Annotated in this window: 13 protein-coding genes; 6 read left to right on the forward strand and 7 right to left on the reverse strand. The window is 75.8% G+C overall.

Translation table 11 applies throughout. The features are described from left to right. Positions 1-15 precede the first annotated feature (15 nt). Positions 16-1,695: a serine/threonine-protein kinase gene (locus tag ACWCHM_RS01795; protein ID WP_454221330.1), complete on the reverse strand. Its 1,680-nt coding sequence runs from the start codon at positions 1,693-1,695 to the stop codon at positions 16-18. 194 nt (positions 1,696-1,889) lie between these two features. Here ACWCHM_RS01795 and ACWCHM_RS01800 point away from each other — a divergent pair, with 194 nt between their 5' ends. The 5 genes from ACWCHM_RS01800 (at position 1,890) to ACWCHM_RS01820 (ending at position 9,341) form a co-directional block, all read left to right on the forward strand. Next, positions 1,890-2,720: a patatin-like phospholipase family protein gene (locus ACWCHM_RS01800; RefSeq protein WP_454221331.1), complete on the forward strand. Its 831-nt coding sequence runs from the start codon at positions 1,890-1,892 to the stop codon at positions 2,718-2,720. Next, positions 2,720-3,739 (forward strand): 1-acyl-sn-glycerol-3-phosphate acyltransferase, encoded by a 1,020-nt coding sequence (locus ACWCHM_RS01805; RefSeq protein WP_454221332.1) that lies wholly within the window; start codon positions 2,720-2,722, stop codon positions 3,737-3,739. The genes ACWCHM_RS01800 and ACWCHM_RS01805 overlap by 1 nt, the downstream gene beginning before the upstream one ends. Before the next feature lie 52 nt (positions 3,740-3,791). Beyond that, positions 3,792-4,112 (forward strand): divalent-cation tolerance protein CutA, encoded by a 321-nt coding sequence (gene cutA / locus ACWCHM_RS01810; RefSeq protein ID WP_204957950.1) that lies wholly within the window; start codon positions 3,792-3,794, stop codon positions 4,110-4,112. A 48-nt stretch (positions 4,113-4,160) separates the two neighbouring features. Continuing rightward, complete coding sequence (locus ACWCHM_RS01815) at positions 4,161-8,075, forward strand: SCO7613 C-terminal domain-containing membrane protein (RefSeq protein WP_454221333.1); 3,915 nt, start codon at positions 4,161-4,163, stop codon at positions 8,073-8,075. Positions 8,076-8,189: 114 nt separating this feature from the next. Then, complete coding sequence (locus ACWCHM_RS01820; protein ID WP_204957952.1) at positions 8,190-9,341, forward strand: FHA domain-containing protein; 1,152 nt, start codon at positions 8,190-8,192, stop codon at positions 9,339-9,341. A gap of 94 nt (positions 9,342-9,435) precedes the next feature. On the opposite strand, the gene rocD is transcribed toward ACWCHM_RS01820, so the two are convergent. The 3 genes from rocD to ACWCHM_RS01835 form a co-directional block, all read right to left on the reverse strand. Next, complete coding sequence (rocD, locus tag ACWCHM_RS01825) at positions 9,436-10,650, reverse strand: ornithine--oxo-acid transaminase (protein ID WP_454221334.1); 1,215 nt, start codon at positions 10,648-10,650, stop codon at positions 9,436-9,438. Beyond that, complete coding sequence (ddaH, locus tag ACWCHM_RS01830) at positions 10,647-11,462, reverse strand: dimethylargininase (protein WP_454222993.1); 816 nt, start codon at positions 11,460-11,462, stop codon at positions 10,647-10,649. The genes rocD and ddaH overlap by 4 nt, the downstream gene beginning before the upstream one ends. A gap of 355 nt (positions 11,463-11,817) precedes the next feature. Beyond that, entirely contained in the window at positions 11,818-12,648 is an 831-nt protein-coding gene (locus ACWCHM_RS01835) for a thrombospondin (protein ID WP_454221335.1), read from the reverse strand. A gap of 219 nt (positions 12,649-12,867) precedes the next feature. Here ACWCHM_RS01835 and ACWCHM_RS01840 point away from each other — a divergent pair, with 219 nt between their 5' ends. Beyond that, positions 12,868-13,674: an Fpg/Nei family DNA glycosylase gene (locus ACWCHM_RS01840; protein WP_454221336.1), complete on the forward strand. Its 807-nt coding sequence runs from the start codon at positions 12,868-12,870 to the stop codon at positions 13,672-13,674. A gap of 76 nt (positions 13,675-13,750) precedes the next feature. Here ACWCHM_RS01840 and ACWCHM_RS01845 read toward each other — a convergent pair whose 3' ends face one another. The 3 genes from ACWCHM_RS01845 to ACWCHM_RS01855 form a co-directional block, all read right to left on the reverse strand. Continuing rightward, a complete protein-coding gene (locus ACWCHM_RS01845; protein ID WP_454221337.1) occupies positions 13,751-14,617 on the reverse strand; it encodes an aminoglycoside phosphotransferase family protein in 867 nt (288 codons plus the stop codon). 91 nt (positions 14,618-14,708) lie between these two features. Then, positions 14,709-15,659 carry a hypothetical protein gene (locus tag ACWCHM_RS01850; protein WP_454221338.1) on the reverse strand — a complete coding sequence of 317 codons (951 nt, stop codon included), beginning with the start codon at positions 15,657-15,659 and terminating at the stop codon, positions 14,709-14,711. Positions 15,660-15,875: 216 nt separating this feature from the next. After that, entirely contained in the window at positions 15,876-17,246 is a 1,371-nt protein-coding gene (locus tag ACWCHM_RS01855; RefSeq protein ID WP_454221339.1) for an FAD-dependent oxidoreductase, read from the reverse strand. Positions 17,247-17,293 lie beyond the last annotated feature (47 nt).

The following is a 17,293-nucleotide window of genomic DNA, read 5'->3' on the forward strand; positions in this document are numbered from 1 at the left end:
CGACGGCGCGCAGGCTCAGACGGTGGTCGCGGCCAGGTCCCGCACGGCGGCGTCGAGCTGCCGGCCGTACGCCTGGGTGATGCCCCCCTCGTCGACGCGACGGGTGACCTTCTCGCGGAGCGCGGTCACCTGCGCCGGCACGTCGGAGCTGCCCGCGGCGGCCGACCGGGTCAGGTTCGCCAGCACGTTGCGCAGGTCCAGACCGACGTCCTCGCGGACCTCGCCGGTGCGGACCCCGTCGTCGATCAGCCGGCGCAGCCGGTCGGCGGCCTCGGTCAACCCGCCGCCGCCCTGGCCCCCGTCCGGGGTGGTGGCCGGCGGACGCGACGGTGCGGGTGCGGTGGTGGCCCGTCGGGGCGCCGGTGGCGGGGTGGGGTCCGCCGCCGGTTGGGTACGCGACGGTGTCGGTTCGCCCGCCGGGGTCTCGGTCCGCCCGGCCACCGGCGGGGAGTGGGTGCCGGGTTCCAGCAGCGGGGCGAGCAGAAGGACCGCCGCCGCGGTCAGCACCACCAGCACCCCCACCGCCACCAGCGGGCGGCGCGACGGCGGCAGCAGCTCCGGTTCGGCGGCCGTGTCACCCGGACCGCCCGGGCCCGCGTGCCGGGCGTCCGGGGTACCGGTGCCCGTCGTCGCCCCGGCCCCGGCCGCACGACCGACCGCGGCCCGGCCGGCCGGCGCGCTGCCGTCACCGGGGCCCGCCGTGGCGGCACCCGCCGATCCGGCACCGCCCGCCGCTGCCGCGCCGGCGGCGGCCAGGCCGGTCCCGGCGACCGGCGCGGTGGGCCGGTCGCCCGGGGCGTCGGCCCCGGCGACGGCGGGCAGGGTGACAGTCGGGGAGAGCATCGTGGCGGCCTGCGGATCACCCGGCAGCAACTGGTCGCGCAGGGCGGTGGCGACCTGGTGCGCGGTCGGCCGTTCCTGCGGATCCCGGGCCAGGCAGCGCAGACAGACATCGACCACCACCGGGGGCAGCCCCGGTACGCCGTCCAGCACCGGCGGCCGCTCGTCGGCGATCGCCGCGGCGAGCTGCTCCCAGGTCTCCGCCAGGTACGGCGGCTGCCCGGTCAGCGTCTCGTAGAGCAGCACGCCGAGGGAGTAGACGTCGGTCGACGGCTGGGCCGGCGCACCGTCCAACCGTTCCGGCGCGACGTACGCCGGGGTGCCGAAGGTGCCGCCGTCCTCGTCGTCGTCGGGGGTGCCGACCTGGGTGGCGATGCCGAAGTCGAGCACCTTCGCGCCGACCCGGGTCATCATCACGTTCGCCGGGGTGATGTCCCGGTGCACGATGCCGAGCCGGTGCGCCGCCGCCAGCGCCTCGGCCACCTGGGCACCGATCTCGACCGCCTCCGGCCAGGGCAACGGCCCCTCGCTCAGCCGGTGCTCCAACTCCTCGCCGGTGAGCAGCTCCATCACCACGAACGAGGTGATCTCGCCGTCCGGGGCGAGCGCCTCGCCGTAGTCGTGCACCGCGGTCACGTGCGGGTGGACCAGCTGGGCGGCCGAGCGCGCCTCCTCGCGCACCATGTCCCGGAACCGGGCGTCGGCGGCCAGCGACGGCGCGAGCACCTTGACCGCGACGACCCGGTCGAGCACCTCGTCGCGGGCCCGCCAGATCACCGACATCCCGCCGGCCCCGATCCTGTCGAGGAGCCGGTACCTGCGGGCCAGCAACCTACCGGCGTTCAGGGCTGCCATCAGTGTTCGCACCTGCCTGGGGTTCGGGGTGGTGTCAGGTTGCGGGAATGTGTCCCCCCTGTCAACGGTTGTCCAGTTGCCCGATGACCCTCCGCAGTGGTGTGTTCGCCCACCGCCACCGGTGCCGGGGCACGTGCGGCGGTGACCAGCGGCTGCGCCACGGTCACGGGCGGTGGCGTGCCAGGATGAACGGCATGAGTGGCGGTCCGGTGGCGTTCGTGCTCGGCGGCGGGGGAGTGCTCGGCGCGGTCGAGGTGGGGATGCTGCGTGCCCTGTTCCGGGCCCGGATCCGCCCCGACGTCGTGCTCGGCACCTCGATCGGCGCGGTCAACGGCGCGCTGGTCGCCGCCGACCCGTCCGAGGCGGTCACCGACCGGTTGGTCCGGCTCTGGGCCTCCCCGGAGGCGAGCGAGGTCTACGGCGACTCGGTCGCCCGGCAACTACGCCGGTTCGCCGCCCGTACCCATCTGCACTCGCCCCGGCCGCTGCGCAAGCTGCTGGAGGGGGAGTTGGGCGCGGACACCACCTTCGCCGACCTGAAGGTGCCGTTCCGCTGCTGCGCGGCCAACATCGAGCGGGCCGCCGAACACTGGTTCCACACCGGACCCCTGGTGTCGGCGGTGCTCGCCTCCGCCTCCGTGCCGGGGCTGCTGCCGCCGGCGCAGATCGACGGCCAGCACTACATAGACGGCGGGATCGTCAACTCGATCCCGATCGGCGAGGCGGTCGCCGTCGGCGCGACGCAGATCTTCGTCCTCCAGGTGGGGCGGATCGAACGGGAGCTGACGCCGCCCCGCCGGCCGTGGGAGATCGCCCAGGTCGCGTTCGAGATCGCCCGCCGGCACCGGTTCGCCCGGGAGATGGCCGCCCTGCCCGAGGGGGTACGGGTGCACGTGCTGCCGACCGGCGGGCTGGAACCGCGCGACGACAGCCCGTGGGCGTACCGGGACATGGCGGCGGTGGGGCGGCGGATCAGCCGCGCCTACACCGCCTCCCGGCACTATCTGGCGAACCTGGACCGCTGATGCCGCTGCCCCCTCGGTGGGTACGCCGGCTGCTGTTCGCGCCCGGGGTGATCCTGCTCGCGGTCATGGTGCTGACCACGGTGCCGGTCTGGGCGCTGCTCGCGCTGGCCGCGTCGCCGTTCGTGCCGGGTCGGCTGCGTCCGCTGCGGCTGCTCTGGATCGGCTGCGTCTACCTGGTCTGGGACGCCGCCGCGCTGGTCGCCCTCTTCGTGCTCTGGCTGGCCTGCGGGTTCGGCAGGTGGAAGCGCACGCCTGCCTTCCAGCGGGCGCACTACGTGCTCGCCGGCTGGTTCCTGCGGGTGCTGTTCTGGCAGGCCCGGTGGACGCTGCGGCTGAGCATCGACGTGGTCGGCACCGACCCGGACACCGCCCTGCCGGGCCGGCCGGAACTGGTGCTCTGCCGGCACGCCGGCCCGGGTGACTCGTTCATCCTGATCCACTCCCTGGTCAACTGGTTCCAGCGGGAGCCCCGGATCGTGCTCAAGGAGGCGCTCCAGTGGGATCCGGCGATCGACGTGCTGCTCAACCGCCTGCCCAACCGGTTCATTGCCGCCGATGACGGAAAGGGGTCGGCGGTCCGGCAGATCGGTCACCTGGCCACCGGACTGGACGACGACGACGCCTTCGTGATCTTCCCGGAGGGCGGCAACTTCACCCCCGGCCGGCGGCTGCGGGCCATCGCCAAGCTGCGCGCGCTCGGTCTGGAACGGATGGCGGTCCGCGCCGAGCGGATGCAGCACGTGCTCGCCCCGCAGCCAGGCGGGGTGCTCGCCGCCCTGGACGCCGCCCCGGAGGCCGGCGTGATCTTCGTGGCGCACACCGGTCTGGACCGGATGCTGACCGTCGCCGACGTGTGGCGCGAACTGCCGATGGACAAACGAATCGTGATGCGGTTCTGGTCCGTGCCGCCAGAGGACGTCCCGACCGGCCGGCAGGAGCGGATCGACTGGCTGTTCGACTGGTGGGACCGGATCGACAGGTGGATCGCCGACAACCGGGACGGCGTGACGGCGGGGTGAACGCACCGTGACGGTCGACAGGTTCACCGCCATTCCCGCGTAAGGTGCGCAGGTGGACCAGATCTGCGTGGTGACGACGGTGGTGGACTCGCGCTCCGCCGCGGACCTGATGGCGGCCGCCGCGGTGGCCGGGCGACTGGCCGCCTGCGCCCAGGTCGGCGGTCAGGTCGACAGCACGTACTGGTGGCGGGCCGGGGTGGAGACCAGCACCGAATGGTCGGTGCAGTTCAAGACCGCCCCCGACCGGGCCGTGGCGCTGGTCGCCCAGATCCGGGCCAGCCATCCGTACGAGGTGCCCGAGATCCTGGTCACCCAGGCCCAGTGCGGCGACCCGGCGTACGCCGCCTGGGTGAACGAGAACACCCGTACCTAGGTACGGGCACTCTGGCCTCCGGTTGCGGCCCACCGGCAGGATGGCCGGGTGCAGAACACCGGTTACCCCTGCCCCCGCTGCGGAGCACCCGCCGAGCTGACCCGTGGGTGCGCCGGCTGCGGGCTCGGGCCGTACCCGCCCGCCGCCGAGGTGGTCCGGTTGGACCGGGAGATCGCCGCCCTCGGCCGGGAGGTCGAGCAGGCCCGGCAGGTGTACCAGGGGCTCGGCTCCCGGCTGCTCGCGACGCAGCGTCGACGGGCGGAAGTGGCGGCCCGCATCCGACGGGAGATCCCCGCGCCGGTCCCGGTCGGCGCGGCGGTCCACCCACCCGCGCCGGCCGCGCCTCCCGCCGCGCCGGCCGCCCGTCCCGCCCCGCCGGCCGCCCGTCCCGCCGCGCCGGCCGCCCTTCCCACCGTGCCGGCCGGTCCGGTCGCGCCGCCGGTGCGCCCGGGGACGCCGGTACCCCCTGGCGCGTTCGTCGGTCCGGTGCCGCCGGCCGGGCCGGACGTTCCGGGTCGCCCGGAGACGTCCACCAGAACCATCCAGTGGCTGCTGTTCGTCCTTGGTGGCCTGCTGCTCGGCACCGCGGCGGTGGTCTTCACCGCCGTCGCCTGGGCCACCGTGGGGGTGGCCGGCCGGGCGCTGATCCTGGCCGCGTTCACCGCGCTCGCCCTGGCGGTGCCGCTGGTGGCGAAGTGGCGTGGCCTGCGCGGCACCGCCGAGACGTTCGCCGCCGTCGGTCTGCTGCTGGTGATCCTCGACGGGTACGCCGCCTGGTCGGTGAACCTGCTCGGCAGCGCCGACTGGCCGGGCACCCGCTACGCCGCCCTGGTCGCCGGCGTCAGCGCCGGGATCGCCGCCGGGTACGCCCTGCTCAGCCGGCTCACCGTGCCGTGGTTCGCGGCGCTGCTCGTGGTCCAGCCGGTGCTGCCGCTCACGGTGGCGCAGTCCCGTCCGGGGGCGACCGGCTGGACGCTGACCTTCCTCGGGGTGGCGCTGCTCGACCTCGCGGTGGTGGTCGTGCTGCGCCGCCGCTCCCCGGCCCCGGCCGGGCCTGATCCCGCCGCTGCGGTTCCGGCCGCAGCGGCGTCACCCGCAGCGGCCGTGGCCGTCGCGGGTCCGGGGGGAGGGGTGGTGGTGCCCGCCGGGGGGTCGGGCACCACCACCGCCCCGGCGGACGGGGGTCCGGCGGCCGGCGGGGGGCCGGTCGCCGGGCCGTCCGGTGCCGTGTTCGCCGGACTGCTGCTCGGCTGGCTCGGCTTCGGTGCCGCGTCGACCGTCGCCGCGAGCTGCGCCCTGGTGCCGTTGGCGCTGGGCCGTGCCGCCGGTCTGCCGCTGCTCGCCGGCCTGCCGTTGCTCCTCGTCGGCCTGGTCCTGGCCGGTGCGGCCCGGGTCGCCGCAGCAGCGGTGTTCCGGCAGATCACCGCCGGGCTGCTGGTGCCGCTGCTGGCCGTCGCGGTGCTGCGGCCGGTCGCGGAACTGCGGGCCGGGTTCCTGCTGCTCGCCGTCGGCCTGGTGGCCGCCGCCCTTGCCGGTGCCGTCCGGCTGCTGCCGCTTCGGCACCGTACCGGCCCCCGGGTCGGCGCACTCTTGGTCGCGGGCGGCGCGGCCCAGGTCGTCGTGCTGGCCACCGGTGCCGTGGCGGCGCTCGCGGTGGACCGGTCACTGCCCGCCTGGCAGGGCGCCGCCGCCGGGCCCGATCTCGCCTGGGGCTGGCAGTTGCCGCTCGTCGTTCTGCTCACCGCCGGTGCCGGCCTCCTGCTGCTGCCGAGGGCGGCCCGCCCGGTGACCGTACTGCTGGCGGTGGTGGTCACGGCTGCGGCACTGCCGGCGGTGACGGTCACCCCGTGGCCGGCCACCCTCGCCGTCGACCTGGTCGTCGGGGCGGCGCTGCTGCCGGTCGCGGTGCTGCGCGGCCGGCGCACCCCGACCGTGCTGGTCGGCGCGGCGGGGGCCGCGGTGCTGCTCGGGCACGGCCTGCTGGTGGCCTCGGCCGCCCCGGTCGGGATGCTGGTGGCGCTCGGGGTGGTGCTGGTCGCCGGGCTGGCGGTGGCGCTGCCCGGCCGCCCGGCGAGCGACGTCGCGGGCCGGGTCGCCGGGATCGCGCTGACGGTCGCGCTGCTCACCGTGCCGGCCGGCGCTTCGGTCGCGCTGCGGGCCGCCGGGGCACCACCCTGGTGGCAACTGCGGGCCGGATTCGCCGCCGCCGTGCTGCTGCTGGTCCCGCTGCTCGCCCTGCGTCGCCGCCGCCCCGACCTCGACGGGTACGCCGGCACCGCGCTCGCCCTGGCGCTCGCCGCCGTGGTCGCGCCGACCGTCGTACCCGGTGGGGAGCCGCTCGCGCTCTATGCGGCGCTCGCGGTCGTCGCGCTGGTGCCGGCCGACCGGCGGACCGCGTTGGTCACTCCCGGCCGGGTGGTCGGTGCGGTGCTGGCCGGCCTGGCGCTGGTCGCCGCCGCGCCGGTGACCCTGGCCGCGCTCGTCGCCCCCTACGGCGGGCCGGTGCGGCCCTGGTCGGGGGTGCCGACCGGGGACGGTCCGCTCGGTGCCCCCACGGTCGGGGCGGCGCTGCTGGTCCTGGCCGGTACGGCCGCGCTGGTCGTCCGCCGGCACACCGGTGACCGGTCCGGGGCGGCCGTCGCCGCGCTGCCGTTCGGGGCGGCGGCGCTGCCCGTGCTGCTGATCGGCGTGGCCGCCCCCTGGCCGGTGGTGCCGGCGGCGGTGCTGCTCGTCGGGGTCGCCGCCCTGCTCACCGCCACGCTCACCGGCCCGACCCGGCCCACCGCCCCGGGCGCGGCCGTTTCGGGCGTGGCCGCCCCGGGCGTGGCCGCCCCGGGCGTGGCCGCCCCGGGCGTGGCCGCCCCGGGCGTGGCCGCCCCGGGCGTGGCCGCCCCGGGCGTGGCCGCCCCGGGCGGGGGCGTTCCCCACGGGGCCGTCCCGGCAGTTCCCGGAGCCGCACCGGCACCGGCCCACCGGGGTGGCCGGGCGCTCCTGGTGCCGGTGACCACCCCGATCGGTCTGCTGTGGACGGTCGCCGGCCTGGTCGGGCTGCTCGCCACCCGGGCCGGCACGCTGGCCGGGCTCGCCCTGCTGGTGGTCGCGGCGGCGGTGGTCGGCGCGATCGGCAGGCGGGCCGAGATACGGCTGCTGGGCTTCCTGACCGCCGTCGCGGCGGCCACCGGGTTCGCGCTCACCGCGCCGCTGGCCGCCGACCTGCCGCTGCGTACCGCCGGCTTCCCGGTGCTCGGGGTGGCGGTGGCGGTGCTCCTCGGCGCACCCGCGCTGGCCCGGCGCGGCTCGTTCACCGTACGGGCGCTGGAGGTTGCCGCGCAGGCGGTGGCCGTGCTCGCCCTGCTGCTCACCGTCGGCGCGATCCGGTACGCGGCGGTGATCTGCGTGCTCTGGGGGGCCGCCGCCGCACTGCGGGTGCTGTACCCGGGCCAGTCGGCCGGCCGGCGGTGGGCGTTCGGGGCGGTGGCCGGCGGCAGTGAACTGCTCGGGGCGTGGCTGCTGCTGATCAGCGGCGAGGTGGTGCTGCTGGAGGCGTACACCCTGCCGGCGGCCGGGTTGACCCTGGTGGCCGGCCTGCTCGCGCTGCGCGCCCGACCCGGGTTGACCAGCTGGCTCGCCCTCGGCCCCGGGCTCGCCGCCGCTCTGCTGCCCAGCCTGGTGTCGGTGCTGGTGGCCGCCGACCCGCAGCCGTGGCGACGGCTGCTGCTGGGCGGTGCCGCCCTGGCCGTGGTGCTGGTCGGCGCGGTCCGCCGCTGGCAGGCGCCGGTGGTGCTCGGCGGGGGTGCCCTCGTCCTGCTCGCGCTGCACGAACTGGTCCGGGGCTGGGACCTGCTGCCCCGCTGGATCTACCTGGCCGTCGGCGGGCTGGCGTTGATCACCCTCGCCGCCACCTACGAGCGGCGTCGGCGCGACGTGGCCCGGCTGCGCGCGGCGGTGGGCCGGATGGGCTGACCCGGGCACCGGTAGGGTCGTGCCAGGGCAGCGCCTGTTCACCCCGGCGGGCAGGCGCCGACCGGGCCCGGTGGTGGCGGCCCGGCCGATCGACGACATCCTCCGGAGCGCGCGATGAGATTCGAGATCAGCAAGGTGCTGGACGCCATCGAGGGGCGGGTCTGCACCGACCCGTCCCTGGCCCGAGCCGTACTCGACCTGGCCGAGGTGATCCGCTACCAGGATCTCGACGGTGGCCGCCCGGCCAGCCTGCTGCGGCTCGGCATGGTGATCGACGCGCTCTCCCGCGAACTGGCCGAGGACAGTGTCCCGGTCTACGCGATCGTGCACCGGGCGCTGCTCTCCGACGCCGACCTCACCTCGAACGAACGGATGGTGGTCCGCCGCTGGGCCGACGACGGCCTGGTCGAGGTGCTCGACAACCCGGGTGACCGGATGCTGGAGGTGGCCGACCTGCTCGGTCTGCCGGTGGTCAGCCGGGTCCGCTTCGACGGCCTGCGCGGCCGGTTCCCGTGGCTGGTGGAACAGCCGGGGCGGGTCGTCGCCCCGGTGCCCGGCGCGGGCGGCCCGGCGTTCGTCGCACACGTCGGCGGCGGGCACACCCCGGTCGAGGGCGACCGGTCCCCGGTCGGCGGGCAACTGCTGGCCCGCAGGTGGCGCTGCCCGGAGCCGGGCTGCGCGCTGTTCGGCGGTGGCGGGGGCGGTGGGGCGTTCGCCGACCTGGCCCGGGTGGACCGCGCCCCGGCCGGTCAGCCGCCGCCGGCCCTGCGCCACGGCGTGCCGACCTGCCCCCGGCACGGTGCCCGGCTCTCCGACGCCGGGCCGCGCCCGCGCAGCGAGGTGCTGGCGATCCGGATCGGTGGCCTGATCCGCCGCCGTTTCGTCCTCACCGAGGACGAGCCGGTGACGGTCGGCCGGGCCCCCGAGGAGACCGGGGGCGTGATGCTCGGGCAGTGGCTCAACGACGAGGCGCGGCGCTGGATCAGCCGGGCGCACGTCCGGTTCGAGCTGCGCGTCGGCGAGGTCATCGTCACCGACGTCAGCACCAACGGCTCCGGCATCCGGCCGAACGGCTCGATGACCGAGGCCGACCGCGTCCCGCTGGCCCCGAAGCAGTCCCGGGTGCTCGGCGGCGCGGACATGGTGGAGCTGTACCCGGGGGTGCAGGTGGGCCGGGCCCGGGAACTGCCCACCGGTGCGGCGTTCACCCCGACGTCGGTGATGGCCGAGGCACCCACCATGGCGATGCGGCTGCCGCGCAACTGAGCGGTGGTCGCCCGGACCGGCCGGTCACCGGCTCACCGCGACCGGCGGCCGGCACGGCGGGCGTCGACCCCGACGCCCGCCGTCCCCACGAGGCTCAGCCGGCCAGCACCGCCGCGACCTGTGCCACCGCGTGGTCGATCTCGTCGGAGGTGATCACCAGCGGCGGGGCCAGCCGGATGGTCGAACCGTGGGTGTCCTTGGCCAGCACGCCCCGCTCCATCAGCCGCTCGCACGCCTGCCGCCCGGTCATCAGCGCCGGGTCGATGTCGACACCCGCCCACAGCCCGCGCACCCGTACCGCCACCAGCCCGCTGCCGAGCAGACCCTCCAGCCCGGCGCGCAGCCGCTCGCCCAGCTCGGCGGAGCGGTGCTGGAACTCGCCGGTGGCCAGCAGCCGGACCACCTCGGTGGCGACCGCGCAGGCGAGCGGGTTGCCGCCGAAGGTCGAGCCGTGCTGGCCCGGCCGGAGCACCCCGAGCACGTCGGCGTCCGCGGCGACCGCGGAGACCGGCACGATGCCGCCGCCGAGCGCCTTGCCCAGCAGGTACATGTCCGGTACGACGCCCTCGTGGTCGCAGGCGAAGGTGCGCCCGGTCCGGCCCAGGCCGGACTGGATCTCGTCGGCGATGAACAGCACGTTCCGGTCGGTGCAGACCCGGCGTACGCCAGGCAGGTAGCCCTCCGGCGGCAGGACCACGCCCTGCTCGCCCTGGATCGGCTCCAGCAGCACGGCGACGGTGTTCTCGTCGATCGCCGCCTCCAGCGCCGCCAGGTCGCCGTAGGGCACCACGGTGAACCCGGGCGTGTACGGCCCGAAGTCGGCGCGGGCGTCGTCGTCGGTGGAGAAGCTGACGATGGTGGTCGTCCGGCCGTGGAAGTTCCCGTCGGCGACGATGATGTTCGCCTGCCCGGGGGTGACCTTCTTGACCTGGTAGCCCCACTTGCGGGCCACCTTGATGCCGGTCTCCACCGCCTCCGCGCCGGTGTTCATCGGCAGCACCAGGTCCTTGCCGCAGAGCGCGGCCAGCTCCCGGCAGAAGTCGGCGAACTGGTCGTGGATGAACGCCCGGCTGGTGAGGGTGAGCCGGTCGAGCTGCTCGTGGGCGGCCCGGACCAGGGTCGGGTGCCGGTGGCCGAAGTTCAGCGCCGAATAGCCGGCCAGGAAGTCCAGGTAGCGGCGACCGTCCACATCGGTGAGCCAGGCGCCCTCGGCCGACGAGATCACCACCGGCAGCGGGTGGTAGTTGTGCGCGGTGTACCGCTCCGCGTCCCGCACGGCGGACGGGGTCCGCAGCATGTCCTCGATCACTGGCTCGCCTTTCCCTGACGGAGTCGCAACGTGCAGCACTTCGGTCCGCCGCCGGCCTTGCGCAGCTCGGACAGGTCGACACCGATGGTCTGGTAGCCCCGGTCGCGCAGCTGCGCGGCCAGCCCGGTGGCCTGTGCGGGGAGCACCACGTGCCGGCCGTCGCCGACCGCGTTGAGGCCGAGCACCTCCGCGTCGGCCATGGTGGCGTGGACCGCGTCCGGGAAGAGTCGGCGCAGCACCGCCCGGCTGCCGGGGGAGAACGCCTCCGGCAGGTACGCCACGGTCCGCTCGTCGAGGACGGTCAGCGCGGTGTCCAGGTGGTAGAAGCGCGGGTCGACCAGTTGCAGGGTGACCACGGGGTAGCCGAAGACCTCCTGCAACTGGGCGTGCGAGGGGTGCGCGGTGCGGAACCCGGTGCCGGCGAGCAGGTGGTCGCCGACCAGCAGCACGTCGCCCTCGCCCTCGTTGACGTGCTTCGGGTCGTACACCTCGAAGCCGGCGGCCTCGAACCAGGCCCGGTAGGCGGGGGCCTCGTCGGCGCGCTGCGGGTCGCGGAACTGCACGGCCATCGCCCGGTCGCCGATGACCGTGCCACCGTTGGCGGCGAAGACCATGTCCGGCAGGCCGGGGACCGGGTCGATCAGCTCGACGGTGTGGCCGAGGTCGAGGTAGGTGCGGCGGAGCTGCTCCCACTGCCGGATCGCCAGCGCGGCGTCGACCGGCGCGGTCGGATCCATCCACGGGTTGATGGCGTAGTCGACGGCGAAGTACGTCGGCCGGCACATCAGGAAGCGCTGGCTGGTGGCGTCCATCGTCATTGTCCTGCTCCCGGGGTCGGGCGCGCCCGGCCTCCGTGGCCCACGGGCTGGCGCCGTGGCTCAACGGTATGCGGCCCGGCCGTACGACAACCACCGCCGAACCGTGCGTCCGGCGGTGGTTCGTTGCGTGTGACCCGACCGCGACGGCGATCCGTTGCGTGAGGGCGAACCGCGAAGGGGCCGCCACCCCGGCGGGAGGTGACGGCCCCTGTGCGCATCGGTGGCGGCGAACCGCTGCCCCCGAACGAGTGGGTGCCCGGCTGGTGAACCACCAGAGCTGGTCGGGCGGTGCCGGCGAGCCGGCTGGTCCAACATCGCCGGCGAACCGCCGGCGAGATCAAATGTGCCCTCAGAACCGGTCCACAAACTGTGAGTCAAGCCACTCCCGGAACCGGGCCACCCAGTCGCCGTCGGTGGTCGGCCAGTCGAACTGGCCGGTGAAGGCGAGCACGCCCAGCACCACCGCGGTCAGGCCGACCAGCACGCCGAGCAACGCGTCAGTGGTGCCGGCCACGTGCCGACGCCGGGTCGCGACCAGGCCCAGCACCGCGAAGACCGCGCCGAGCGCGCCGAGGGCGATGCCGTACCCGGCCAGGGTGCCGGTGAGCACGAACGCCGCACCCACCACCGAGACGATCAGGCCGAGGGTGGCGAGCAGGCTGGTCCTCGGCTTCGGTCCGGCCACCACCGGCGGCTCCGGGCGGGCCCCGTCGGTGGTCACCCGGTCCCGGTCGGCGGGGCGGGTGTCGGCGGGCGGGGTCGGCGCGACGGGCGTCCGGTCCCGGTCGACCGGCCGGTCCGGCACCGGACGCGGCGCGGGGTCGGGGACCCGCATCGGGTCGGTCGGCGTGCGCGGCTCGTCGTCGACGGTCGTCGACCGGGCGGCGGCGGCGCTGCGGGTGCCGTCGACGGCGCTGCGGGCGGTCGCCGCCCGCGCCAGCGCGGCACGCTCCGCCGCCCGCTGCTCCGCATCGCCGTCGCTGGCAGCCCGGCTCTCGGCGGTGCGCCGCGGCAGGTCGGCATCGCGCTGGCCGTCGGCGGTCGGCGACCCGCTGCGGTACGTCGTCCGGTCGCCGTCCCGGTCCGTCACCACCGGCTGGCCGTCGCGCGCGTCGACCACCCCGTCGCCGTTGCTGTCCTGCGCCGTACGACGCCGCAGGAGCGAAGGAACGTTCACCACCACACCTCCTTGTCGATGCGTGCAGCCTCGGAAGGGTCGGTGGCCGCCACGCGGGAACGACCGGTATGTACCCCGTGCGTCGATCGACCACACGCCGACCGTCGGGGGGTGCGTGCTTGGCGGGGGCGGTGTGAGCCCGGTGGTCGGCTGGCCGGAGAGCTCGACCGCCCATCCGGCCCGAGCTCGGCGCTCCACGACGCCTGACTACCCTTGGTACCCGTGCCAGAGGGACACACCATCCACCGCCTCGCGACCCGGCACGCCGAGTTGTTCGCCGGCGACAAGGTCACCGCCGGCAGCCCACAGGGCCGCTTCACCGAGGGCGCCGCGCTGATCTCCGGCACCGTCCTGCACGGCACCGAGGCGTACGGCAAGCACCTGCTGCACCACTACGCCGACGAGCGCACCCTGCACGTCCACCTGGGCCTGTACGGCAGGTTCACCGACGGGGACGGCGAGCCGCCCGTACCGGTGGGGCAGGTCCGGTTGCGGCTGGCCAGCGACCGGCACTGGCTGGAGCTGCGCGGACCCACCGCCTGTGACCTGCTCACCCCGCCCGAGGTGGCGGCGCTGCGCGACCGGCTCGGCCCGGACCCGCTGCGCGCCGACGCCGACCCCGACCGCGCGTACGCCCGGATCGGCCGCAGCCCCACCCCGCTCGCCGCGCTGCTGCTCGACCAGTCGGTGGTGGCCGGCACCGGGCTGATCTTCGTGACCGAGGCGCTGTTCCGGGCCGGCCTGCGGCCGACGCTGCCCGGCCGGCAGCTCACCCCGGCCGGCTGGACGGCGCTCTGGGCCGACCTGGTGGCGCTGATGACCAGGGCGGTGGGCAGCGGCCGGATCGACACCGTCCGCGACGCCCACCTGCCCGAGGCGATGGGCCGCCCCGCCCGGGTCGACCGGCACGGCGGCGAGGTGTACGTCTACCGCCGCGCCGGCGCGCCCTGCCACGTCTGCGGCGGCCCGGTCAGCCGGGGCGAGCTGGCCGGCCGCAACCTCTACTGGTGCCCCACCTGCCAACGCTGAGCGTGGGTGGGCCCTGCCCACCGGCCGGTACCGCCACCTGCCGCACTTGCCCGCCCGGCCGTGCCGGCGGGGGCACCTACGCGCCGTCGACCAGCCAGCGGGCCACCTCGACCTGGTTGGGGAAGACCGTGTCGCCGTCCAGGCTCCAGGCCAGGCAGTGCGCGACCGTCCAGCCGGCCACCCGGTCCCGGTCCAGGCCGAGCGCACCGGTGACCCGATCCAGCCGACGCCGTACCGCCTGCGGGGAGTGTCCCAGCTCGACGCCGCGCACGATCGGCACCACCGCGAACTCCCGCTCACCCAGCAGCGGCTTAGGGTCGATCACCAGCCACGGTTCGCGGGTGGCCCGCAGCACGTTGCCGGCGTGCAGGTCCTGATTGACCAGCACCTGCTCGCCCTGGGTGTCGACCAGCCGGTCGAGCTGGTCGAGGGCCGCGTCGACCAGCCGCCGCCCGTACGGCCGGCCGGCCCGTTCCCACTGCTCGGGCAGCCGGTGCCGCCAGCCCGTCGCCTCCTCGGCGAGCGGGGTGAACGGCCCGGGTACCCGCCGCCACAGCCGGGGCAGCAGGCCGGCCACCACGTCCACCGCCTCGTCGGCGGGCAACTCGTGCAGGGGTGAACCGGGCCGGCACCGCTCCACCAGCAGCGCCCGCCGCTGCGGGTCGTGGGCGAGCAGCCGGACCGCCGCCTCGCCGTCCCAGTGCGCCAACGCGTCGGCCTCGTGCCGGCTGTCCGGGGCCGGATACTGCAACTTGAGCACCGCCGGGGTGCCGTCGGGCAGGTCGGCGGGCATCGCCAGCGAGGCGAACGCGTACGGGTAGGGCGGCCCGAGCCGCAGCGACCACTGCTGCGCGCACTCGTCCCGCCACCGGGGCAGGGTGGCCAGCCACTCCCGCCCCTCCGGCGTCTGCCGCACCCACGACAACCCCGCCGGAATCTCCACCGCCCCATTGTGGCGACCGTGGAGAGTTGTTGCTGCCCTGGCGACAACAACTCTCCACACAGAACGCGACGACCGGATGCGCCGGGGCCGGTCAGGGGTGCCAGCCGGCGGCGGTGAGGGCGGCGCGGAGCTGGGCCGCCACCCCGTCGGGGCGGTGGCGGACGTCGAACGCGGTGAACCGCAGGATCCGGTCCCCGGAGATCCACACCCCGTTCTGCCGGCGCAGGTCCGCCGCCCAGTGCCGGACGTCCATGTGGTGCGCCCCGTCGACCTCGACGTGCAGCCCCCACCGCCGCCAGTAGGCGTCCAGGTAGCGGGTCCGCCCGTCGGCGTCGAGTCGCCGTTCCTGCAACTCGGGCCGGGGCAGCCCGTACCGGCGACAGAGCCGGACCAGGTCGATCTCGGACAGCGCTTCCGCGCCGCCGGCCAGGTCGGCGACGGTGTGCCGGATCAGAGTCGACCGGCGCAGGCGGGGCAGCCGACGGGACACCGCGTCGAGTTCCCCGGGGGTGACCCGGCGCTGCTGGCAGCCGGCCGCCAGCACCGCCTGGGCGTCGTCGTCGCTGCGCATCCACTGAGCCGCGTCGATCAGCGAGCGGGCCATCGTGGTGCGGTCCGGCCGCCCCCGTTGCCGGTCCTCGTCGCCCAGGTGCCGGGTCCGTCGTACCCGCACCGCCGGCATGCCGAGCGGCAGCCGGCGCAGCAGGTCGGGGGCCTGCCGTTGGTACGGGATCAGCACGTCCACCGCCTCGTGGCGCCAGCGTCCGTGCAGACCGCCCGCCTGGGCCGCCGCGAGACCGGCCAGGACGGCGTCGGCACCGGCGGCCAGCACCGCCACCCAGCGTGCCTGGTCGACGGTCACCGGGCTACCGCCGACCCGCAGGATGCCCCGGCACACCCGCTCCCACCGACCGGTGGCCAGCAGGTGGCGGACCCGGGAAGGGGTGAGTTCGGCGGTGGCCTGTGCCCAGCTCACCACCCCGGCCTGCGTGAAGAGCAGCCAGTCGAGGGCGGCGGCATCGTCGTCGCCGGGCATCCGCATCCGACGAGCAGACCATGCTTTGTGGAGAGTTGTTGTCGCCCCAGCGACAACAACTCTCCACAAAGGGACGCGTGCCGACGCACCGTCACGCGATGGTGCGGCGTGCGGCGCACGGTGGAGCGGTACGGCGCGCCTTGCGCGGCGGTGCGGCGCAGAGCGGGGCGGGGTGGCGCGGGTGGTCGGTGGGGGTGGGCGGTAGGCGGTAGGCGGTGCGGGTCAGCGGCCGAGGGCGTCGACGGCCTTGCGGGCGGCGATCAGCACCGGGTCCCACACCGGCGCGTACGGCGGGGCGTAGCCGAGGTCGAGGGCGGTCATCTCGTCCACCGTCATCTCGTTCCACAGCGCCACGGCCAGCGCGTCGATCCGCTTCGCCGCCTCGGAACGGCCGACGATCTGCGCGCCGAGCAGCCGACCGGTGGGCCGTTCGGCGATCAGCTTGACCGTCATCGACTGGGCCCCCGGGTAGTAGCCGGCCCGGTTGGTCGACTCGGCGATCACCGAGACGAACTCGAACCCGGCCGCCGTGGCGTCCCGCTCCCGCAGCCCGGTACGCCCCACCTCCAGGTCGCACACCTTCGTCACGGCGGTGCCGATCACCCCGGGGAAGGTGGCGTACCCGCCGCCGATGTTGATCCCGGCGACCCGGCCCTGCTTGTTGGCGTGGGTGCCGAGCGGGATGTGCACCGACATGCCGGTGACCCGGTGCAGGGTCTCCACGCAGTCGCCGGCCGCCCAGACGCCGGGCACTCCGGCCACCCGCATCCGCCGGTCCACCCGTACCCCGCCGGACGCGCCCAGCGGGAGGCCGGCGGCGGCGGCGAGCGCGGTGTTGGGGCGTACGCCCAGGCCGAGGACCACCACGTCGGCCGGCACCGGGCCGGCGGAGGTGACCACCGCGGACACCCGCCCGTCGCGCTGCTCGACCCCGCTGACCGTGACACCGGTACGGATCTCGACGCCCAGCCCACGCATCGCCTCGGCGACCAGGCCGGCCATGTCCTCGTCGACGGTGGCCATCGGCTGCTCGGCCCGCTCGACCAGGGTGACGGCGAGCCCGCGTTGGATCAGCGCCTCGGCCATCTCCACCCCGATGTAGCCGCCGCCGACCACCACCGCCCGTCGGGGCGTCGGGTCGGCGTCCAGCCATTCCCGCAGCGCCGCCGCGTCGTCCAGGGTCTGGATGCCGAAGATGCCGTCGACGTCGCCGTCGGCCCAGTCGGGCTGGTTGGGTACCGAGCCGGTGGCGTACATCAGGGTGTCGAAGCGTTCGCGGACCTCGCCGCCGTCGTCGAGCCGGCGGGCGGTGACCTCGCGGCGGTCGAGGTCGATGCCGGTGACCTCGGTGCGCAGCCGTACGTCGATGGCGAAGTCGTCGCGGAAGGTGGCCGGGTCGCGGGCGATCAACGCGTCCCGCTCCTGCACCAGCCCACTGATCCAGTACGGGATGCCGCACGCCGAGTACGACGTGAAGTGTCCCCGCTCGAACGCCACGATCTCCAGGTCGTCGACGCCCCGGCGGCGACGGGCCTGGGACGCCGCCGCCATCCCGGCGGCGTCCCCACCGACCACGATCAGCCGCTCCGTCACGACGCCCAGTCTTCCACGCGCCGGCCGCCCCCGGGCCGGCCAGCGGC

The organism is Micromonospora sp. SCSIO 07396 (genome assembly GCF_053667945.1).